The organism is Azonexus caeni, assembly GCF_048146105.1.
Taxonomy (GTDB): Bacteria; Pseudomonadota; Gammaproteobacteria; order Burkholderiales; family Rhodocyclaceae; genus Azonexus; species Azonexus aromaticus_B.
Window position 1 is genome coordinate 134,399 of sequence record NZ_JBKJAD010000005.1, and the last position, 19,509, is coordinate 153,907.

At 66.9% G+C, this 19,509-nt stretch carries 20 protein-coding genes and 1 riboswitch; of the genes, 6 read left to right on the forward strand and 14 right to left on the reverse strand.

Annotated features, from left to right (window positions below; all coding sequences use genetic code 11):
• Positions 1-23 precede the first annotated feature (23 nt).
• The 12 genes from ACLIIZ_RS08110 to ACLIIZ_RS08165 all read right to left on the reverse strand — a co-directional run bounded on the left by ACLIIZ_RS08110 (position 24) and on the right by ACLIIZ_RS08165 (position 11,093).
• Positions 24-743 (reverse strand): tetratricopeptide repeat protein, encoded by a 720-nt coding sequence (locus ACLIIZ_RS08110; protein ID WP_416691602.1) that lies wholly within the window; start codon positions 741-743, stop codon positions 24-26.
• Positions 740-1,693, reverse strand: a complete 954-nt coding sequence (locus ACLIIZ_RS08115) for a type II secretion system F family protein (protein ID WP_416691603.1) — start codon at positions 1,691-1,693, stop codon at positions 740-742. The genes ACLIIZ_RS08110 and ACLIIZ_RS08115 overlap by 4 nt, the downstream gene beginning before the upstream one ends.
• Positions 1,694-1,695: 2 nt before the next feature.
• On the reverse strand, positions 1,696-2,610 hold the full coding sequence (locus tag ACLIIZ_RS08120) for a type II secretion system F family protein (protein ID WP_416691604.1): 915 nt from the start codon (positions 2,608-2,610) through the stop codon (positions 1,696-1,698).
• Positions 2,603-3,904 (reverse strand): CpaF family protein, encoded by a 1,302-nt coding sequence (locus ACLIIZ_RS08125; RefSeq protein WP_416691605.1) that lies wholly within the window; start codon positions 3,902-3,904, stop codon positions 2,603-2,605. The genes ACLIIZ_RS08120 and ACLIIZ_RS08125 overlap by 8 nt, the downstream gene beginning before the upstream one ends.
• 4 nt (positions 3,905-3,908) lie before the next feature.
• Positions 3,909-5,096, reverse strand: a complete 1,188-nt coding sequence (locus ACLIIZ_RS08130; protein WP_416691606.1) for a hypothetical protein — start codon at positions 5,094-5,096, stop codon at positions 3,909-3,911.
• A 17-nt stretch (positions 5,097-5,113) separates the two neighbouring features.
• Positions 5,114-6,469 (reverse strand): type II and III secretion system protein family protein, encoded by a 1,356-nt coding sequence (locus tag ACLIIZ_RS08135; protein ID WP_416691607.1) that lies wholly within the window; start codon positions 6,467-6,469, stop codon positions 5,114-5,116.
• On the reverse strand, positions 6,466-7,344 hold the full coding sequence (gene cpaB, locus ACLIIZ_RS08140) for a Flp pilus assembly protein CpaB (protein ID WP_416691608.1): 879 nt from the start codon (positions 7,342-7,344) through the stop codon (positions 6,466-6,468). The genes ACLIIZ_RS08135 and cpaB overlap by 4 nt, the downstream gene beginning before the upstream one ends.
• Positions 7,345-7,405: 61 nt before the next feature.
• Positions 7,406-7,837 (reverse strand): TadE/TadG family type IV pilus assembly protein, encoded by a 432-nt coding sequence (locus ACLIIZ_RS08145; RefSeq protein WP_416691609.1) that lies wholly within the window; start codon positions 7,835-7,837, stop codon positions 7,406-7,408.
• A gap of 15 nt (positions 7,838-7,852) precedes the next feature.
• The gene (locus ACLIIZ_RS08150) at positions 7,853-8,332 is read right to left on the reverse strand and encodes a prepilin peptidase (RefSeq protein ID WP_416691610.1); all 480 of its coding nucleotides are present in this window, start codon (positions 8,330-8,332) and stop codon (positions 7,853-7,855) included.
• A gap of 48 nt (positions 8,333-8,380) precedes the next feature.
• On the reverse strand, positions 8,381-8,545 hold the full coding sequence (locus ACLIIZ_RS08155; protein ID WP_374324678.1) for a Flp family type IVb pilin: 165 nt from the start codon (positions 8,543-8,545) through the stop codon (positions 8,381-8,383).
• Between the two features lie 74 nt (positions 8,546-8,619).
• Entirely contained in the window at positions 8,620-8,985 is a 366-nt protein-coding gene (locus tag ACLIIZ_RS08160) for a response regulator (protein WP_416691611.1), read from the reverse strand.
• Positions 8,982-11,093: a PAS domain-containing sensor histidine kinase gene (locus ACLIIZ_RS08165; RefSeq protein ID WP_416691612.1), complete on the reverse strand. Its 2,112-nt coding sequence runs from the start codon at positions 11,091-11,093 to the stop codon at positions 8,982-8,984. Before ACLIIZ_RS08165 ends, ACLIIZ_RS08160 begins: the two co-directional genes overlap by 4 nt.
• A 269-nt stretch (positions 11,094-11,362) precedes the next feature.
• Between ACLIIZ_RS08165 and ACLIIZ_RS08170 the strand changes: the two genes are divergently transcribed.
• The 6 genes from ACLIIZ_RS08170 to ACLIIZ_RS08195 all read left to right on the forward strand — a co-directional run bounded on the left by ACLIIZ_RS08170 (position 11,363) and on the right by ACLIIZ_RS08195 (position 17,139).
• Positions 11,363-11,575, forward strand: a complete 213-nt coding sequence (locus ACLIIZ_RS08170; protein ID WP_416691613.1) for a hypothetical protein — start codon at positions 11,363-11,365, stop codon at positions 11,573-11,575.
• 44 nt (positions 11,576-11,619) lie between these two features.
• Positions 11,620-11,826 carry a hypothetical protein gene (locus ACLIIZ_RS08175; protein WP_416691614.1) on the forward strand — a complete coding sequence of 69 codons (207 nt, stop codon included), beginning with the start codon at positions 11,620-11,622 and terminating at the stop codon, positions 11,824-11,826.
• A gap of 41 nt (positions 11,827-11,867) precedes the next feature.
• Complete coding sequence (locus ACLIIZ_RS08180; protein WP_416691615.1) at positions 11,868-12,083, forward strand: hypothetical protein; 216 nt, start codon at positions 11,868-11,870, stop codon at positions 12,081-12,083.
• A gap of 166 nt (positions 12,084-12,249) precedes the next feature.
• Entirely contained in the window at positions 12,250-13,518 is a 1,269-nt protein-coding gene (locus ACLIIZ_RS08185) for an HlyD family secretion protein (RefSeq protein WP_416691616.1), read from the forward strand.
• Between the two features lie 28 nt (positions 13,519-13,546).
• Positions 13,547-15,706, forward strand: coding sequence for a peptidase domain-containing ABC transporter (locus ACLIIZ_RS08190; protein ID WP_416691617.1), 2,160 nt, complete (start codon positions 13,547-13,549; stop codon positions 15,704-15,706).
• Positions 15,703-17,139 (forward strand): TolC family protein, encoded by a 1,437-nt coding sequence (locus ACLIIZ_RS08195; RefSeq protein ID WP_416691618.1) that lies wholly within the window; start codon positions 15,703-15,705, stop codon positions 17,137-17,139. Before ACLIIZ_RS08190 ends, ACLIIZ_RS08195 begins: the two co-directional genes overlap by 4 nt.
• Here the strand turns inward: ACLIIZ_RS08195 and ACLIIZ_RS08200 are convergent.
• Both ACLIIZ_RS08200 and ACLIIZ_RS08205 read right to left on the reverse strand, forming a co-directional pair.
• Positions 17,132-18,817: a two-component system response regulator gene (locus ACLIIZ_RS08200; RefSeq protein ID WP_416691619.1), complete on the reverse strand. Its 1,686-nt coding sequence runs from the start codon at positions 18,815-18,817 to the stop codon at positions 17,132-17,134. The two genes, ACLIIZ_RS08195 and ACLIIZ_RS08200, sit on opposite strands and share 8 nt — an antisense overlap.
• 53 nt (positions 18,818-18,870) lie before the next feature.
• Complete coding sequence (locus tag ACLIIZ_RS08205) at positions 18,871-19,110, reverse strand: hypothetical protein (RefSeq protein ID WP_416691620.1); 240 nt, start codon at positions 19,108-19,110, stop codon at positions 18,871-18,873.
• 94 nt (positions 19,111-19,204) lie between these two features.
• Positions 19,205-19,284, reverse strand: a riboswitch (cyclic di-GMP riboswitch).
• Between the last annotated feature and the right edge of the window lie 225 nt (positions 19,285-19,509).

The window sequence follows — 19,509 nt, forward strand, 5'->3', positions numbered from 1 at the left end:
CGCCAAGGCTTTCAATATTAGCGTCATTTCACCATTTCCACGCGATCGCCGTCGGTAAGCGGCTTGCCGGGTTCGCCGCCGGCCCGGCCCATGCGAACAGCATCGCTGCGCACCGAGGCGCGCTGGGCCTCGGCGAAACCGTGCTTGTCCATCAGTTGTTCGGCGCGCTCGCCCTGCCCTTCGAGCAGCAGGTAGAGCGCCAGATTGGCGGCGACCTGGCGGTTGTCCGGCGCCAGTTCGGAAGCCTTGAACAGGTTCAGGCGGGCGGCGGCGCGCTCGCCGCGCAGCAGTTGCAGGTAGCCGAGATCGTTGAGGATGCGCGCGTCGATCGGCGCCAACCGGGCCGCCTCGCGCAGCGACGCGGAAGCCTGCGCCAGATCGCCCTCGGCGGCGGCGATCAGGCCGAGGCCGTGATGGGCGCCGGCCGACGTCTCCTGCTCCAGCAGGCGCCGGTAGCAGTCGCGCGCCTGGGCGTAGTCGCCGGTGTGGCGCAGGGCGTCGGCGCGCAGCAGGAGCGCCCGGCGGTCTTTCGGCCAGCGCTGCTCGAACAGGTCGAGGTGGGCGAGCGACGCGTAATAGAGGCGCTTTTCCTGCATGCTGGCGATCAGCTCGAGGTAGAAGTCCGGGTTGTTCTCGTCGCGCCGCGTCTCCGTCGCCGTTTCGCCGGCCGGCGCCGGGTTCTGGGCGAAGGCCGGGGCCGCCAGCAGACAGGCGAGACAGAGCAGCCAGTGCAAGTGTTTCATGCCATGCCTCCCAGGGCCTTGATCACCGAAACGAAACCCGGCCCGGCGGTGACGATGATCAGCGCCGGCAGCAGGAAGAGAACCATGACGATGACCATGCGCGTCGCTAGCTTGCCGACGTATTCCTGCATCTGGAAGCGCTTGCGTTCGGTGAGACGTTGCGAGAACTGGCGCAGCGGTTCCTGCACCGCGGCGCCGTAGTAGTCGGTATGGCAGATCAGGGCGACCAGTTCGCTGAGGTCGTCGACGTCGAGCTGGCGGGCCATCAATTGCAGCGCCTCGCCGCGCGTGCGGCCGCTGCGGATCGACAGGCTGACCGCGCCCAGCTCGTTCGACAGCACTGGCAGGCCGAGCCGGGAATCGCCGGCGAACAGCGTGATTGCCTGCTCGAAGCTGATGCCGACGCTGTGCATCATGCGCAGGAAATCGACGAACACCGGCAGCTCCTCGGCGAGCAGCGTCATCCGCCGGTGCGCCAGGTAGCGCAGCAGGAAGCGCGAACCGAGGAAGACCAGGATCGCCAGCGCCACGCCGCGCAGGCCGTCCTGCAGGCTGCCGGCGAGCAGCGCGTAGCCGCCGAAACCGAGCAGCACGGCGAGCAGCGTCAGCCAGCGCGCGCTCTGGAAAAAGACCAGCGCGTGCAGGCCGCGGTAGCCGGCCTGGATCAGCAGGCGGCGGTCCTCCGAATCGCTCTCGCTGCCGGCGGCGCCGGGCAGGCGTCCGGAGAAGAGGAGGAGCAGCTTCTCGGCCAAGCTCAGTTCCTCGGCCTCGCGGATAGCCTCGCTGCCTTCGCCGGCCGGCGCCAGCATCTGGTCGAGACGGGCGAAGCGGCGCTGGCGCAGGATCTTGCGCTGGGCGGCGAGGAACAGGCCATAGACCAGCCCGCCGACACCGAGGACGGCGAGGGCGACGCTGGCGGCGACCAGCCAGGGCAGAAGGGCGGCGTCCATGCTCAATCGATCCTCGCCATGCGGAACAGCAGCGCCATCCCGGCAATCTGCATGGCCAGCGCGCCGAGCAGGATCTTGCGGCCGAACGGGTCGATCCACATGCCGAGCAGGTAGCCCGGGTTGGAAGCCAGCGTCAGCATCGCCACGACCACCGGCAGGGCGCTCAGGATCCACGCGCTGGCCCGGGTTTCGGCGGTCATCGCCTTGAGTTCCTGCTGGCTGCGGCGGCGTTCGCGCATCGTCGTCGACAAGCGTTCGAGCACGGCGTGCGCATTGCCGCCGTAGCGGATGCCGAGGTGGAAGACGGAAGCGACGAAACCGAGTTCGCGGATCGCGTAGACGTCGGCCACCTGCATCATCGCGTCTTCCAGCGACTGGCCGGCGCGGGTGCGCAACAGCACCTGGCGGGTGATGGTCAGCAGCGGGTCGTCGCATTCCTCGCTGGCGTTGCGGAACGCCAGTTCAAGGCTGCAGCCGACGCTGAGGATGCGCGACACGCTCTCCAGGAAGACCGGCAACTGGTCGACCACCTGCTGCCGGTAGACAGCGATCCGCCACTGGACGAAGCTCCACAACAGGAAGGGATAGACGATCAGGATGCCGGCCAGCGCGTAGGCAAAGCCGAACAGCAAGTCGCCGAACAGGAAGAGGACGACGCCCGGCGCCAGCAGCGCGCCATAGACCAGCGGCGTTTCCGGCAGCCCGGCGCGCTGCAGGTAACGCTCGAACCACGACGGAATCCAGCCGCTCGCCGCCACCGGCGCCTTGCCGTCGAACGGCGCCTCGTGGCGGGCCAGCACCTCGCTCAGCCGCCGGCCACCGCCCGGAGCCCGCCGCACTGCCCCGCCGAGGAGGACGAAAGCGGCGGCCAGCAGGCAAAAGCTGGCGGCGAGGACGAGCCAGACCAGGTCAGGCACCGTTGCCTCCCGGCCGGCCGGCGAAGGCGGCGTAGCGTTTCAGTTTCAGCGACTGCGGCTTCCAGCCGGTGACGAAAGTGCCGTCGCGGCCGTTGGCCGCGGGCTCGAAGCGGAACAGCTCCTGCATGGCGACGACTTCGTCCTGCATGCCGGTGATTTCGCTGATCGACATCACCCGGCGGGCGCCGCTCGGCAGGCGGGCGAGCTGGACGATCAGGTCGATGGCGCCGACGATCTGCCGGCGCAGGTTGAACTCGCTGCCCTGCCAGCCGCCGAAGTGGAGCAGCATTTCCAGGCGGTGCAGGCATTCGCGCGGTGAATTGGTGTGGATCGTCGACATCGAGCCGTCGTGGCCGCTGTTCATCGCCTGCAGCATCTCGACCGCTTCGCCGCCGCGTACCTCGCCGACGATGATGCGGTCCGGGCGCATGCGCAGGCTGTTGCGCAGGAGGTCGCGCGGCGTCACTTCGGCGACGTTCTCCAGCCCACCGGGGCGCGATTCGAGGCGGACGACGTGTTCGTGCAGCAACTGCAGTTCGGCAGCGTCCTCGATGGTAATCACCCGCTCGCCCTCGCGGATGTACTGGGCCAGCATGTTGAGGAAGGAGGTCTTGCCGGAACCGGTGCCGCCGCTGATCAGGATGTTGCAGCGCATTTCGGCGGCATGCGCCAGGAAATCGAGCATTTCCTGGTTGAGCGTGCCGTAGGCGAGCATGTCGGAAGCCTGCAGCGGCTTGCTGCGGAACTTGCGGATCGACACCACCGGCCCGTTCAGCGACACCGGCGGAATGATCACGTTGAGCCGGCCGCCGTTGGGCAGGCGGGCGTCGACCATCGGGCTGCCTTCGTCGACGCGGCGACCGAGCGGCGCGATCATGCGCTGGACGATGCGCATCAGATGCCTGTTGTCGATGAAGCGGACGCGGCTCTTCTGGAGCAGGCCGTTCTTCTCGATGAAGACTTCCTTGTAGCCATTGACCAGGATGTCGGCGACGGCGTCGTCGTTCATCAGTTCCTGCAGCGGGCCGAGGCCGGTCAGTTCGTCGTTCAGTTCCTTGACGATGACCTGGATGTCGGTGACGTTGAGCGGTACCCGGTTGGCGGCGACGAAATCCTCGACCTCCTGGGCGACGAAACGCTGGGTGACGTGCGGCGCCCAGGTCGCGAAATCGACGCCGAGTTCCTCGATGCGTTCGACCAGGCGCTGGTGCACCACCGCCTTGATGTCCTGGAATTCGTCGGACTGGCGGAAATCTCCGCGCGGGTCGCCGCCGAGGGCGAAATCGAAATCCATGCCGTCAGCCTCCGATCAGGCCCTGCAGGCGCCGCCGCCAGCCGCCGCCGCTCGGCATGGCAGCCGCCGTGCCGCCGCTCTCGCGGGCGGCGAGGTCGCGCAACACGTTGACGTAGGGGTCGTTGGGCGCCAGCTCATAGAGCAGCTTGCCCTGGTTGGCACAGGCGATCAGCCGCTCGTTGCGCTGCGGCAGGTCGGCGACCCAGTGCAGTTGCAGGTGCTGGGCGAGCTGCGCCGAACTCATTTCGATGCGCGTGTCGTACTTGCCGGTGAGCAGGCCGATGCGTTCGGTCTCGACGCCGCGCTCGCGGAAACTGGCCAGCATCTGGCGCGCCGAGAAGACCGAGGCGATGCTCTGCTCGCTGATCAGCAGGGTGCGGTCGCTGACGCCGAGCGCGTAGAGCAGCAGGTCGGTGCCGGCGAAGCCGCCGAGATCGACGACCACCACCTTGAAGTAGGACTTGAGCAGGCTGAGCAGCGTCATCGCGTCGACCGGCGAGACGTCGCGCAGCTCGGCCAGGTTCTGCGGCAGCGAGAGTAGCGAGAGGCCGCTCTTGTGGTGGGCGAAGGCCGAGTTGAGCAGGGCGTGGTCGAAGCGGCGCAGGCTGCGCACGGCGTCGCAGAAATTGAAATTGACCTTGGTGTCGAGGTAGAGCGCGGCGTCGGCGGCCGGGAAGCCGAAATCGAGCAGCAGCACCGGCTCGCCGGGCATCACTTCCTGCTTGAGCAGCAACGCCAGATGCACCGCCGCCATCGAGGTGCCGACGCCGGGCCGGGCGCCGAGCAGGCTGATCATGGTGCCGCTCGATTGCGCCGGCAGTTGCGGCGACTGAGCGAGCACCTGGCGCAGCGAGCGGCAGATGATTTCCGGTGCCGACTGCAGCTCGACGAAATCGCGGGCGCCGGCGCGCATCGCCTCGATGATCAGGCTGTTGTCGGCGCGCTGCGCGAAGCCGATGATCCACAGCCGCGGATAGACCGACAGCAGCTTGCCGGCGAGATCGGCGGCCTGCGCCAGCCGGCTTTCGGCGAATTCGATGAAGACCACGTTGGTCCCCATCGAACCGACTAGCTGGACCAGGACGTCGCTGTTCCAGTGCAGCCAGACCGACACCCCCTGGCTCTGTATGGCTTCGCTGAGCGCATTGAAATGAGCTTCGTGCTCGGTCACCACGATGAAGCGTTGTTCCATGCCTGTTCTCCGTCGGCTTACTTGGAAAATCCGGTGTAGCGGGTATTCACATCCTGATCGGACAGCAGCCAGTCGCGCCACAGCCCGGATTCGCGGTTCGCCAGTTCCTCGCCCGGCATCGGTCCGAGGTCGGTGCCCGCCGCCAGCGGCCGCACCAGGCGCGGCGTGACGATGAACAGCAGTTCCTTGTCCTCGCGCGACAGGCTGATGCTCTTGAAGAAGGCGCCGAGCAGCGGCAGGTCGCCGAGGCCGGGAATCTTGTTCACGTTGCGCATCATCGCCTGGCTGACCAGGCCGCCAATGACGAAGCTCTCGCCGTTGCCCAGTTCGATGCTGGTGGTCGCCCGCCGCGTGCTCAGGCTGGGGACGCTGACGCCGTTGATGGTGATGCCGTTCTCGAAGTTGAGGTCGCTGACTTCCGGCGCCACGGTGAGCGCGATGCGGTTGTCGGCGAGCACGGTCGGCGTCACCTGCAGGCGGATGCCGTAGGGCTTGTACTGGATCGTCGTCTGCCCGAGCGCCTGCGGCACCGGCACCGGGAACTCGCCGCCGGCGAGGAATTCCGCATCGCGGCCGCTCTGCGCGACCAGCGTCGGCCGCGCCAGGGTACGGGCGAAGCCGTTGCCCTCGAGGACGCTGACGACGCCGAGCAGGTTCTTCTTGGCGTTGCCGACCAGCAGGTTGAGCGCCTGGTTGATCGGCAGTTCGGCCTCGGTGCTGATCGCGCCGTTGCTCATCTGCACCTTGCTCAGGCTGCCCGGCGCATAGCTGCCGAAGGTGAAGCCCGACTTGTTGGAAAGGATGCTGAGACCGGCCTTGTTGAGGATCTTGCGGCTGAACTCGACGACCCGGACGTCGATCTGCACTTCGCCGCCGAAGCTCATCACGCTGCGGTCGACCACCGCCGGCTTGGCGTCGCCGGCACCGTGCGCCGCGTACTCGCGAGCCACCGCCTGCGCTGCCAGATCGCTGGCGGTGCCCGAGAGCACGCTGAGGTCGCCGGCCGCCTTCAGCTGCAGTTCGCCGGCGCCTTCCGGCGGCAGCGCCACCGCCTTGTTGACGCGCAACGGGTAGCGGTCCGCCGTCTTTTCGCCGCGCTGCCAGACCATCAGCGTGGTGACGCCGGGCTGGTTGCCCTGAATCACGAACTGGCGGTTGCCGATCACCTTGACCGCGGCCACCGCTTCATTGCCGACCGCCAGCCGGCTGACCGTCTTCGGCGTATCGACCAGGCGCTGCCCGCCGGCGGCAAGCTCGATCTCGCCGCTCGCCGGCAGGGCCTCGGCGACGGCGGCCGGAGCGATCAGCAGCGCCGGCAACGCCAGCGTCAGGCTGGCAGCCAATTGAAGGTAGCGGAAACTCGTCTTGTTCATTGCCCAGCCCCATTCCGATTACTGACCTGCACGCTGGTCTCCTTGAGCCCGTGCATCACCTTGACCGTCGGTGCCGGCGCCGCCGGCCTGCCCGCGACGCCGGCCGACGGCTTGGCCGGCAGCGGGACGGCGCCAACCTTACCGGCCAACTCGCGCAGGCTGAGCGCCTGCGCCGGCGCCGACAGCAACGCGGCAGGCGCCGCCTGGCCGGGCGGCGCGGCTTCCGGCGCCGCCGCCGGGGCGGCATCGAGCGGACGCAGCGCGAGCAGCAGGCGGCCGGCTTCGGCGGCCAGCGCCAGCCGTTCGACATCGGCCAGCGGCACGGCGAGGACGGCGGTACGCGGCGTCTCGGCGACATTGCGCATGGTGCTGCCGGTCTTCTTCGCTTCCGGCGCGTCGAGCCCGCCGAAAGCCAGGATGCGCAGTCCGGACAGCAACAGGCGGGCCTGGCTGTCGGCGATTTCCTCGTTGTTGCGGCGGAAGGTGGCGAAGACATCGACCAGATCGCCCGGCGCCAGCCGGTTGCCGACGGCGACCACTTCGTCCACCTTGATCGCCACCGCCCGCTCGCCGGGCTGCAACTGTTTCAGCGACGGCGTCGCCGGCCCTTCGATGCGTTCGGCAAGCAGCGGCTCGCCGGCGGCGAGGTCAACCGGCACGGTCTTGCCGAGCACCGCCTCGACCGCCGCGTAGCTGCCGGCCGGGCGCGACGGGAAGGCCATCAGTTGCAGGTGTTGCGCCGTCAGCAGCGTGCCGGCGGGAATCCGCTGCGCGGCCACCACCACCTGCTGCATCGGCGCCGGCTGCTGCGCCGCCATGTCCTTGCTGAGCACCCATGCATACGCCGCCAGCCCGATGGCCGCGACGATCAGCAATGCCCCCACTATCCTTTGCGTCTTGCCCAATTTGCCTTACTCCCTGAGGACTCCAAAGCAATCAATAAACCGCGTCGAGCTGTACCATGGCCTGCCCGGTCAGCCGTTCCGGCAGCGCGACCCCCAGCGCCGGCAGCGCCGGGACCAGCGGGTTGGCGGCGTAGTCGTAGGCCAGCTCCACCTTCAGGCAGACGTAAGGCGTCGCTGCGCAGAGCGCCGCGCTGACCTGCGGTTCGGGAGCCTTGTCGCCGAGCCAGGCGAGGCTTTCGGCGGCCACCGTGCGCGCCAGATCGACGCGCGCCGTGACGCCGCCGACATCGCGCACCGCCGCCCGCGCCCCTTCGTTGGCGGCCTGTACCAGGGAGTGCTTGACGGCAAAGATGACGCCGTAGGCGACGATGCCGTACATGACGATGAAAAACAGCACGAACACCAGCGCGAACTCGATGACCACCGCCCCGCGCTGGGCATTCCGACCAGCCCTCTGCGACACCATGCACTCCCCCGACTACGGCAGCACGGACCCGAGATCCAGCCACCCCCACAACTGCGGCAGCAGCGCCACCGCCAGACAACTTCCGTAGGGAATTCGCCCCCGCAACACACCGGCCACCCGAACTCCCGGCAAACCGCCCGGCTGCATCAGCAGCAAGGCCAGCCCCCCGGCCAGCAGCGAGCCGTACAACAAGGCCCCGGCCAGCAGCGGCAAACCGCCCAACCAGCCGATGACGGCCAGGAACTTGACGTCTCCCGCCCCCATCCAGCCCGCTGCATACAGCGGCAGGAAACAGAACAGCGCCGCCACCGAAGCCACTGCCGCATCGAGCGGCGAACCGCCGAAAGGCATTGCGCCGCGTACTGCCAGATGCACCACCCCGAAAGCAAACCCGAACACCAGCCAGGCGTTCGGCAAGCGCCGGTGACGCCAGTCGGCAAAGGCCAGCGCCCCCGCCCAGAAACTCAACAACAATTGCGCAGCCAGCGACACGCGTCCGCTCTCAAGAAACGGGCGCGACGCCGACGCCGGAACGATCCATCAGGGCAGGGCGTCCTTGATCGAATCGAAAACTGCTTTGAGCTTGGTACCGACGTCGGTAACCGAAAGAATGATCGCCACGGCGATCAGGGCGGCAATCAGCCCGTACTCGACAGCGGTTGCACCTTCTTCATCTTTAACGAATTTCTTGATCGAATCCCACATGACACGCTCCATAAAATTTTCAAAAAAATATGATTTATTAATTTGCCGCAATTATTCTCTTTCCGGCTTGATTGTCAAGCCCCGACCTCCTTGAGCAGTTGTGCCGGACTGAAGGGTTTCACCAGGTAACGATCCGCCTGCGCCTGGTAGCCGCGTTCGATGTCGCTTTTCTGGCCGCGGGCGCTGACCATGATCACCCGCGTCGCCCGGGTCAGCGGGTCCTGCTTGATCGCCTGACAAATCTGGTAGCCATCGACGCCACCGGGCAGCATGACGTCGAGGATCAGCACGTCCGGCTTGAAGCTGCGCGCCGCCAGCAGCGCCTCCATGCCGTTGGCGACCTCGCGCAATTCGACGCCGAGCGGCTCCAGGGTCAGGCGGATGAGCAGGCGCAGGTCGGCCTGATCCTCGACGATCAATACCCGTTGCAATGCCTTCACCGTCCGCTCCCGCCAGATTCGCCGAGAGCGTCGGCCGCCGGCAGCCAGAGGACGACGGTCGTCCCTTGCCCGGGCGCGCTGACCACCTCGACATCGCCACCGAAAACCGCCATGTATTCCTTGACCAAGGACATGCCGAGACCGGAACCGAGGATGGCGCCACTCGGATCGGCGCGGTAGAAGCGCTCGAAGATGCGTGCGCTCTGCTCCGGCGTCATGCCGATCCCCGGGTCGCTGATGGCGACGCCGATGCAGGCGCTTTCCGCCTCGCCGCGGCGCAGCGCGTTGACCCGGATGACGCCGCCGCCCGGCGAATACTTGACGGCATTGCTCAGCACGTTGATCAGGCACTGCTGGAACTTCTCGGCGTCGATCCTGACCTTGGGCAGATCCTTCGGCCAGTCGAACTCCAGCTTGTGGGTCGGCGCCGGCACGTACTGCGCGGCGACCGCGTTGAGCACGACCGGGGTGATTTCCTGGACCTGCATCTTGAAACTCTTGCCGCCGCGCGCCTCGATCCGCGACAGGTCGAGCAGCTCGTTGACCAGGTTGATCAGGTTGCGCGTCTGGCGATGGATGCGCTCGAGCAGGTCGCGCTGCATCGCCGGCTCGAATTCGCGCGACAAGAGCAGCTCGGAGAAACCGAAAATGCTCGCCATCGGCGTCCGCAGTTCATGCGCCGCGGTCGACAGGAAATCGCTCTTCATCCGGTCCACCTCGCTTTCGCGGGTGATGTCGCGCAGGTAGATGACGCGACCGTGGATACCGCCGGCACCGTCGGGGATCAGCCGAGCCAGCCAGCGGATCACCGTCTTGTGCGGGCGTTCGAGCTGGAGCAGGCCGTCGGCGCCCTCGCCGACTTCGGCGAAACCCGGCGAGCCACCGCCCAACTGGGCGATGTGCAGGTCGAGTTCGGCCAGCGGCCGACCGACCACCAGCCCGGCCGCCAGGCCGGTCATGCCGGCGAAGGCGGGGTTGACGAAACTGACCCGCCCCTGTTCGTCGGCGAAGACGAAGCCATCCGGCCCCAGGGTGAGGATCGCATCGCGTTCGCGGTTGCTGCGCAGCAAGGCCGCCTCGCTCGCCTTCTGCGCCGCGATGTCGCTCAGAACGCCGGCGGCCGACGCCGCGCCGGCCGCCGGCGTGGCCCGCAGGTACAAGGCGAACCAACGCCAGGCATCGTCGCGGCAGCGCAGGCGCAATTCGCAGGAAAGATCGCCGGCCGCCCCGTCGGCCAGCGCGGCAAAGAAAGCCGAGACACTGTGACGCTCATCGTCGTGCACGAAGCTGGCCAGTGTCTTGCCCAGCGCCTCGTCCATGCTGTGCCCGGTCAGTTCCTGCCAGGCCGGGTTGAGAAAACTCAGCCGCCCGGCGACATCGCTGCGCAGGATTACCTGCGTCACCCCTTCCACCACCGAGCGGTAGGCTTCCCGGCTGCTCAGCAGCTCCGCCTGCGCCGCCTTGTGCGCCGAAACGTCGGCCAGCGCGCCGATCATGCGCGACACCCGGCCGCCGTCGTCGCGGCTGGCGACGCCGCTCTGCTGCACCCACAGGTAGTCGCCGCGCTTGTGCCGCAGGCGGTGCTCGCAGAGGAAGATTTCACTGTGCCCCGACAGGTGTTCGTCGAGCGCCGCCGTGACGCGCGCCAGATCGTCGGGATGGACCCGCGTCAGCCAGGTCTCGGCGTGTCCCGGCGTCTCGTCCTCGGCAAAGCCGAGCAGGCTCTTCCAGCGTGGCGAGTAATAGATGCGGCCGCTGTCGAGCTGCCAGTCCCAGACCCCGATGTCGCAGCCCTGCAGGGCGATGCGCAGGCGTCCCTCGCTGTCGGCCAGACGCCGCCTTTCCTCGGCCAGGCGTTCGGCCGCCCAATCGACGCGCTGCGCCAGCCGGCCGAGCGGCGCCCAGGGCGCCAGCCCGGTGCGCGCCGCCGGATCGCCGTCACCGAGCCGCTGTAGCACCCGCTCGATCCTGGCCGCCCGCCAGAACACCACGCAGCAGAAAAGAACGAACAGGACGAGGAGCAGGAGGCTGGTGATCATTGCATCAGGATAAGACAAAGCTGCCGCTTCGTGCACTTCACCCTCGGCCAGCGCGGCGACGGCATGCATGGGGAAGAGCGCCAGCGCGGCACGGACGAAACAGCGCCATCGCCGCAGCAAATTTTCATTTTTACCGCTTACCGTGCGCAATTTCACGAAAACCCCTAGAGCAAGATTGCAATTCCGCATAATTTGATTATCATGTCGCAACAATTTGCATTGTGCATTGTTTGTACTGTTTTTGAAACTCAAGTATGCATAACTGCAAAACAGAATTGTCTACGGGCAATGCATGCCACCCGGTGTGGCGTTTTTCAATCAGTCAAGGAGTAACAAACATGGCAATTCAAGAACTTGGCAAGACCGAAATCGAAGCCGTCTCTGGCGGCACCCTGACCCTGGACCTGCATGCCGACGTCGGCAGCCTCCTGGGCGGCCTCCTGGGTCCGGTCTTCAGCCTCGTCGGCGGTCTGGTCGCTCCGACCTTCAGCCTGGTTGGCGGCCTGCTCGGCGCGGTCACCGGTCTGCTCGGCGGTCTGCTGAGCCGCTAAAAAAACAATTTCACCAGTTTTCGTTCAACACAAGGAGTAGCAACGTGGCAATTCAAGAACTCAGCAAGACTGAAATCGCTGCCGTTTCCGGTGGCGCCCTGGATCTCGGCGGCCTGCTCGGCGGCATCCTGAATCCGGTCCTCGGCCTCGTCGGCGGCCTGCTGACCCCGGTGCTCGGCCTGGTCAGCGGCCTGCTCGGTACCGTCACCGGTCTGCTGGGCGGCCTGCTCGGCGGCCTGTTGGGCAACTGATCGGGTCATTTCGACCTGACGAAAATCCAAGGAGTAACAACATGGCAATTCAAGAACTCAGCAAGACTGAAATCGCAGCCGTTTCTGGCGGCGCTCTGGATCTCGGCGGCCTGCTCGGCGGCATCCTGAACCCGGTCCTCGGCCTGGTCGGCGGCATCCTTGCCCCGGTGGTCAGCCTGGTCAGCGGCCTCGTCGGCACCGTCACCGGCCTGCTCGGCGGTCTGCTTGGCGGCCTGTTCGGCGGTTCCTGCCAGTAATCCGCCCGGGCAGCGCGAGGCGGATCCCTGAACGACCTGCCATCTCCCGCCTCGCGTCTGCTCTCCCGACAGCTTTCCTGACCAATTCCCGGCGCCTTCAGTGGCCTCGATTTCGGCCGTCCCGAAAAATCCCAACAGCATCCAGCGCCAACCGAATTCATTCAGCATGGCCAACCAGCCCCTGTTCCGACGCGCCGCGCTCGACGCGCAAAAACCCAAGTCCTGCGGCGAAATCCTGCTCGTCCGCCCACTCAGCTACCGCCTGTTGAGCCTGGCCGCCCTGGTGTGCACGCTGGCCATCGTCGCCTTGTTCACCTGGGGCAGCTATACCAAGCGCAGCAGCGTCACCGGCCAGCTGGTACCAAGCGCCGGCCTGTTGCGCATCTATCCGCCGCAGACCGGCATCGTCGGCAAGAAGCTGGTCGCCGAAGGCCAGTCGGTCAAGGCCGGCGACACCCTTTACCTGATTTCCAGCGAGCGCCAGAGCAGCACTCTGGGTTCGGTCTTTGCCAGCGTCAGCGAGCAGCTCGGCGCGCGCCAGGAATCGCTGACCCGCGAACTCGAACGCACCCGGCAGCTGCAGCGCGAGGAACAGGAAGGCCTGACCCGGCAGGTGGCGGCGCTGCGCAGCGAACTGGAGAAGATCGACAGCCTGCTCGAAGGCCAGCGCGCCCGCGTCGCCCTGGCCGAGGAAACCAGCGGCCGCTACCAGTCGCTGCTGGAGCAGGATTACATCTCGCGCGAACAGCGCCAGCAGAAGCGCGAGGAACTGCTCGACCAGCAGACCCGCCTGAAAAGCGTCGAGCGCGAGCAGATTGCCCTGCGCCGCGAACTCGGCACCCGCCAGGAAAGCCTCGACGCCTTGCGCTTCAAGCACGCCAACCAACTGGCCCAGATCGAACGGGTCATTTCCTCGACCAGCCAGGAGCTGAGCGAAAGCGAGGGGCGCCGCATGCTGGCGATCACGGCGCCGATCGACGGCACCGCCACTGCGGTGATCGCCGAAGTCGGCCAGGCGGTCGATGGCCGGCGCCCGCTGCTCAGCATCGTCCCCGCCGGCAGCCAGCTCGAAGCGCAGTTGTACGCGCCGAGCCGGGCGGTCGGCTTCGTCCGCCCGGGCGCCCAGGTACTGATGCGCTACCAGGCCTATCCCTACCAGAAGTTCGGCCACGCCCGCGGCACCGTCGTTTCGGTGGCGCGCACCGCGCTGCCCGGCAGCGAGATTTCCAGCCTGCTGGCGCCGGGCGCCGAAGCCCAGGGCAGCGAGCCGCTCTACCTGATCAGCGTCGCCCTCGAACAGCAGAGCATCAATGCCTACGGCGTCGCCCAGCCGCTGCAGGCGGGCATGCTGCTCGAAGCCGATGTCCTCCAGGAAAGCCGCAAGCTCTACGAGTGGGTGCTCGAACCCCTGTTCAGCCTGAGCGGCAAGCTCTGATCGTCCGTCACCTCACTTCCGGTCCCCCATGTCCTTCCTCGACAACGTTTCCTTCGGCCTGCGCCGCAAACTGCCGCTGATCCTGCAGACCGAGGCGACCGAATGCGCGCTCGCCTGCATCGCCATGGTCGCCGGCTACCACGGCCTGCGCACCGACCTCGCCACGCTGCGCCGCATCTTCCTGGTCTCGATCAAGGGCAGCACGCTCGGCCACCTGATGCAGATCGCCCACTCGCTGAAGCTGACGACGCGACCGGTCAAGCTGGAACTCGAAGACCTGCCGCAACTGCGCCTGCCCTGCATCCTGCACTGGAACTTCAACCACTTCGTCGTACTCAAGGCGGTCGAGCGCAACACGGTGACCATCCACGACCCCGCCTTCGGCCTGCGCAAGCTGAGCCTCGACGAGGTTTCCGGCCAGTTCACCGGGGTTGCCCTGGAACTGTGGCCGAACCCCGAGTTCAAGCCGCTCAGCTTCCGCCAGCGCATCCGCCTGCGCGACCTGCTCGGCCACGTCACCGGGCTGTTCCGCTCGCTCGGCCAGATCCTGCTGCTCGCCGTCTCGCTGGAAATCTTCGCCCTGGTCAGCCCCTTCTTCCTGCAGTGGGTGATCGACAACGTCGTCGTCTCCGGCGACCGCGACCTGCTGACCACGCTCGCCCTCGGCTTCGGCCTGCTGATGCTGCTCCAGCAGGGGATCGGCACGCTGCGCTCGTGGGTCATCATGCACATGTCGACGACGCTCAACCTGCAATGGCGGGCCAACATCTTCAGCCACCTGCTGCGCCTGCCGGTCGATTACTTCGAGAAACGCCACCTCGGCGACGTCGTCTCCCGCTTCGGCTCGATCGACGTCATCCAGAAGACGCTGACCACCGCCTTCGTCGAGGGCATCCTCGACGGTCTGATGACCGTCGTCACGCTGGTCATGATGTTCATCTACAGCCCCTCGCTGGCGTGGATCGCGGTCGGCGCCATGGCGCTCTACGGGATCGTCCGCTGGCTCTGGTACCGGCCGCTGCGCAACGCCACCGAAGAACAGATCGTGCATGCCGCCAAGCAGCAGAGCCACTTTCTCGAGACGGTGCGCGGCGTGCGCAGCATCAAGCTCTTCCAGCGCCAGGAGGAGCGCCGCTCGACCTGGCTCAGCCTCCTGGTCGACCAGATCAACGCCGATCTGCGCAACCAGAAGCTGCAGATCTTCTACCGCCTGATCAACGGCATCCTGTTCGGCGTCGAGCGCATCCTGGTCATCTGGCTCGGCGCCAGGCTGATCCTCGACGGCAACTTCACGGTCGGCGCGCTGATGGCGTTTTCCGCCTACAAGGACCAGTTCGATTCGCGGGTCAGCGCCCTGATCGACAAGCTGGTCGACCTCAAGATGCTGCAACTGCAGGGCGAGCGCCTGGCCGACATCGTCCTTGCCGAGCCCGAAGCAAGCGCGCCGCCGCTGCCGGCGACGGCGCGGCAAGCAACGCCGGAAGCCTCGATCGAGCTGCGCGGCCTGCGCTACCGCTACGCCGACGGCGAACCCTGGGTGCTCGACGGCATCGACCTGCGGATCGAACGCGGCGAATCGGTCGCCATCGTCGGCCCGTCCGGCTGCGGCAAATCGACGCTGATCAGCGCCATGCTCGGCATCCGCACGCCGAACGAGGGCGAAGTCCTGGTCGGCGGCGCCAGCGTCGCCCAGGTCGGCTTCGAGGCGCTGCGCGGCATGGTCGGCACCGTGCTCCAGGACGACGTCCTGTTCGCCGGCTCGATCGCCGACAACATCAGTTTCTTCGACCCCCGCCCGGATTTCGCGCGGATCGAGGAATGCGCGAAGCTGGCGGCGATCGACGACGACATCCAGGCGATGCCGATGGCCTACAACACGCTGATCGGCGACATGGGCGCCGCCATCTCCGGCGGCCAGAAGCAGCGCGTCCTGCTCGCCCGCGCCCTCTACAAGCAGCCGGCGATCCTCTTTCTCGACGAGGCCACCAGCCATCTCGACATCTCCTGCGAAAAGCGGGTCAACCAGGCGATCAAGCGGCTCAACATCACCCGCGTCATCGTCGCCCATCGCCCGGAAACCATCGCCAGCGCCGACCGCGTCATCGTCCTCGACGCCGGCCGCGTGCTGCGCGACCTGCCGGCGGCGCAGCTCGACCTCGGTCGCATCGCCAGCGGAGGTGGCTGGTGAGCCTGCGCCGACTGACCGGCCTGCTCGCCGGCATCGCCCTGGCCGGCGCCGCGCTGGCAGCAGCGCCCGACCCGTTCTCGACCGAAGCGCGCACCGCCGCCAGCGCCAGCCGGGCGCTGGGCGACGAGGCCGAAACCAATCCCTGCCAGTTCGGCCCGCTGCCGACGCCGCTCGAACTCACCGAAGCGATCGAACGCGCCCTCTGCCAGAACCCGCAGACCCGCGCCGCCTGGGGCGAAGCGCGCACCCAGGCGGCCCTGCTCGGGGTCGCCCGCGCCGCCTACCTGCCCAGCGTGGCGGCCAGCGCCAGCTATCTGGCGCAGAAATCGAGCAGCGCCTACGAGGGCAAGTACGAGGTGCTCGACGCTGAAACCCGGCCACGCACCCGCGCCGGCAGCCTCAAGCTGAGCTGGACGCTGTTCGATTCCGGCCTGCGCGCCGCCAACACCGACCAGGCCAGCGCCCTGCTCGACGCCGCCAACGCCAGCCACGACCTCACGCTGCAGCGGGCGCTGCTCGACGCCGCGCAGGCTTATTTCGACGTCCAGATGGCGCAGGCCCTGCTGCGCGCCGCACAAGCCGCCGAGACGGCGGCCGGCAAGAGCCACCAGGCGACCGAGGCCAAGTACGCGGCCGGTGTCGGCGCCCTGACCGACAAGCTGCAGGCGGCGGTCGCCCTGTCCGATGCCCGCCTCAAGCGGGTCACCGCCGAAGGCGAGCTACAGAACGCGCTGGGCAGCCTGGCCACCGCCCTCGGCCTGTCGCCGGACACGCCGCTGCGTCTGCCCGAACGGCAGGTCGCGCTGCCCGGCCCGGCGCCGCGCAGCGTCGGCGAGCTGTTCGAGGACGCACGCAGCCACCATCCGGCGCTGCTTGCCGCGCGCGCCGAACTGGAAGCGGCCGAAGCGCGGGTCCGCGCCACCCGCGCCGAAGGCCGGCCGACCCTGGTGTTTTCCGCCGAAGCCAGCGAACGCCAGCAGGACAAGCACATCCCGATTTCCGGCTACCCGCCGACCGGCGCCGTCTTCCGCGACAGCGCGCTGGGCATGCAGCTGAGCATCCCGCTGTTCGAAGGCTTCGGCCGCGGCTACAAGGTGCGCGCCGCCAGCAGCCAGGTCGAGGTCAGGGCGGCCAAGCTGAACCAGCTCGAACAACAGGTCGCGCTTGAGGTCTGGAAGAGCTACCAGGCGCTGAACACCCGCCAGGAACACATCGCCGCCGCCAGCACGCTGCTCGACAGCGCGCGCCGTTCGTTCGAGGTCGCCGAAGGGCGCTTCCGCGCCGGCGTCGGCAACATCCTCGAACTGCTCAGCGCGCAGAGCGCCGTCGCTTCCGCCGAACAGCGGCGCATCGAAGCCTACGCCGGCTGGCAGGGCGCCCGCCTGAAACTGGCGGCAAGCATCGGCCGGCTCGGCCTGTGGGCGATCAGGTAAGCGGCGACGGCGCGGCCAGCGCCAACTGGTTGCGGCCGCGGTGCTTGGCCTCGTACATGGCGGCGTCGGCGCGCTTGAGGACGGCGTCGACGCTCTCTTCCGGGGCCCCGGAAAACAGCGTCAGACCGATGCTCGGCGAGCTGTCGTAGCTGCATTCGCCGAGCCGGTAGGGCTGGCCGAGGGCAAGCAGGATCTTGTGACCAACCGCCTGCGCGTGCTTCATGGCGACCTCGTCTTCCGCCGAGAGCAGCGGCAACATGACGATGAATTCGTCGCCGCCCAATCGGGCCACCGTATCCATCCGCCGCACGCAGGCCTGCAGGCGACGCCCGACCTCGATCAACAGCAGGTCGCCGCAATCATGGCCGAGGCTGTCGTTGAGTTCCTTGAAGCGGTCCATATCGATGAACATCAGCGCGCCGAGCGAGGCCTGGCGGCGGTTCTGGACGATCGCCTGTTCCATGCGGTCGACCAGCAGGCGGCGGTTGGGCAGGCCGGTCAGGGTATCGAACAAGGCCAGCCGCCGGTATTCCTCCTCCAGCCGCTTGCTCTCGGAAATATCCTGGAAGGCGCCGACCAGGCGCAGTGCCGTGCCATCTGCCGCGCGCTCGACCACCTTGCCGCGATCCATGACCCACAGATAGTTGCCGCTGGCGTGGCGAATCCGGTATTCGAGGGCGAAGGACGGCGCCCGCTCCAGGCAGGCAGCGAGAGCGGCAGCGTGCGCCGGCCGGTCGTCGGGATGGATCAGCGAACTGACGGAGGTGATTTCGTGCTCGTGCGCGGCTTCGTCCAGCCCCAGGATGCGGCTCCAGGCGATGTTGTGGCGGGCCGTCGCACTGCCCACTTGCCAGTCCCAGATGCCTTCGCCGGTGGCGTCCATGACGTGGCGCAACCTTTCCTCACTGTCGCGCAGCGCCAGTTCGGCCGCCTTCTTGGCGTCGATGTTGCGGTAGGTACCGACCAGCGACTGCCGATTGCCCGACTTGCCGTAGATGTTGAACCACTTCCAGCCGCCCTTCAGCGTGCGCAATCGGACGTCGGCCTCGAAGGCCGGGCGCTCGCCGGCCAGGTAGGCCGCCCGCGCCTGCTCGATGACGGCGCTGCAATCGGCGTGCGCCAGTGCCGCCCAGCCGGCAACCTCGCCCGCCGCCTCGCCGTTGGCGCAGCCCAGCGGCTCACTCCAGCCGGCGGCGACGCGCACCTGGTCGCTCGCCAGATCCCAGGACCACAGGCCCTGGTCGGCGCCGGCCAGGGCCAGCGAGAGATGACGCTGCAGGCGGACGCGATGCAGGATGTTGGCGATGCGCAAGCGCACCAGGTTGGGCTTGAACGGCTTGGTGATGTAGTCGTCGGCGCCCATTTCCAGCGCGCTGCACTCGCTCGCCAGGTCGTCCATGGCGGTCAGGAAGATCACCGGCGTGCCGTTGAACGACGGCAGCTTCTGCAACTCGGCCAGGGTTTCGAAACCGTTCATTCCCGGCATCAGCAGATCGAGCAGCACCAGGTCGAAACGCCGCTGCGGGAAGATTTCCAGCGCCTGTGCCCCGGACTCGGCGGTCACCACCTCGTAATCGATGCCGAGCGCCATCTCCAGCAATTGCAGGATGGCCGGCGTGTCATCGACCGCCAGCACGCAAGCCTTCTCGTCATCAAGCAGGAGGTTTCTGAAAGGCACGCTCGCTCCGCTACCTGAAAAATGAATTAACGCCGCAAAACTGATACGTCATACTAAAGGCGAGTCAGGGCAAAACTCAAGCTCTGCGTGAGCGGCCCGAACAGGTCTTCAATTAGACCGCCGTATAGCGGCACCCACTGACAGACCAGAATCAGCAGCGCAAGTTTCAGGACCAGTCCCGGCAGGTAGTGGCTCAGCCAGACGCTGGCCGGCGCGGCCGCGCAAGCCGTCGTTCGCCGGCGATAGAGACCGTGCAAGGGAGAAGGGGCGAAGGTCTGGTGGTTCTTGAGCATGATCTTTCCTTTACATCAACACGTTGGAAAGACCATCACGCGAGCGCCCGCTGGAGTTTTCGGGCAGGTCCCGGCAGATGGCCGAGATCTTGGGCTGGGCAACCCCGCTATCTGACAAGCGCCAGACCGGAGGCTTTGCGTCCCTGCGTCGCCGCAGGTTTGCCGTTGATCACGACTGCATCCTAGATCGCAAATACAAGTACGTCAACTACTTTTATCGTTTATTCGATTAATAATCACAAAAACAACATCCAGCATTCCGCTGCTTGCCAAACGAATAAAATGAAACTTGGTTTTCATGTATGGCATTTAATTGATGTATACGTATAATTTGAAAACACGACTTTCAATTAACTCTGACTGCAACTTCTTTCCTCGTCAGAGCAAGCCCCAGCGCGC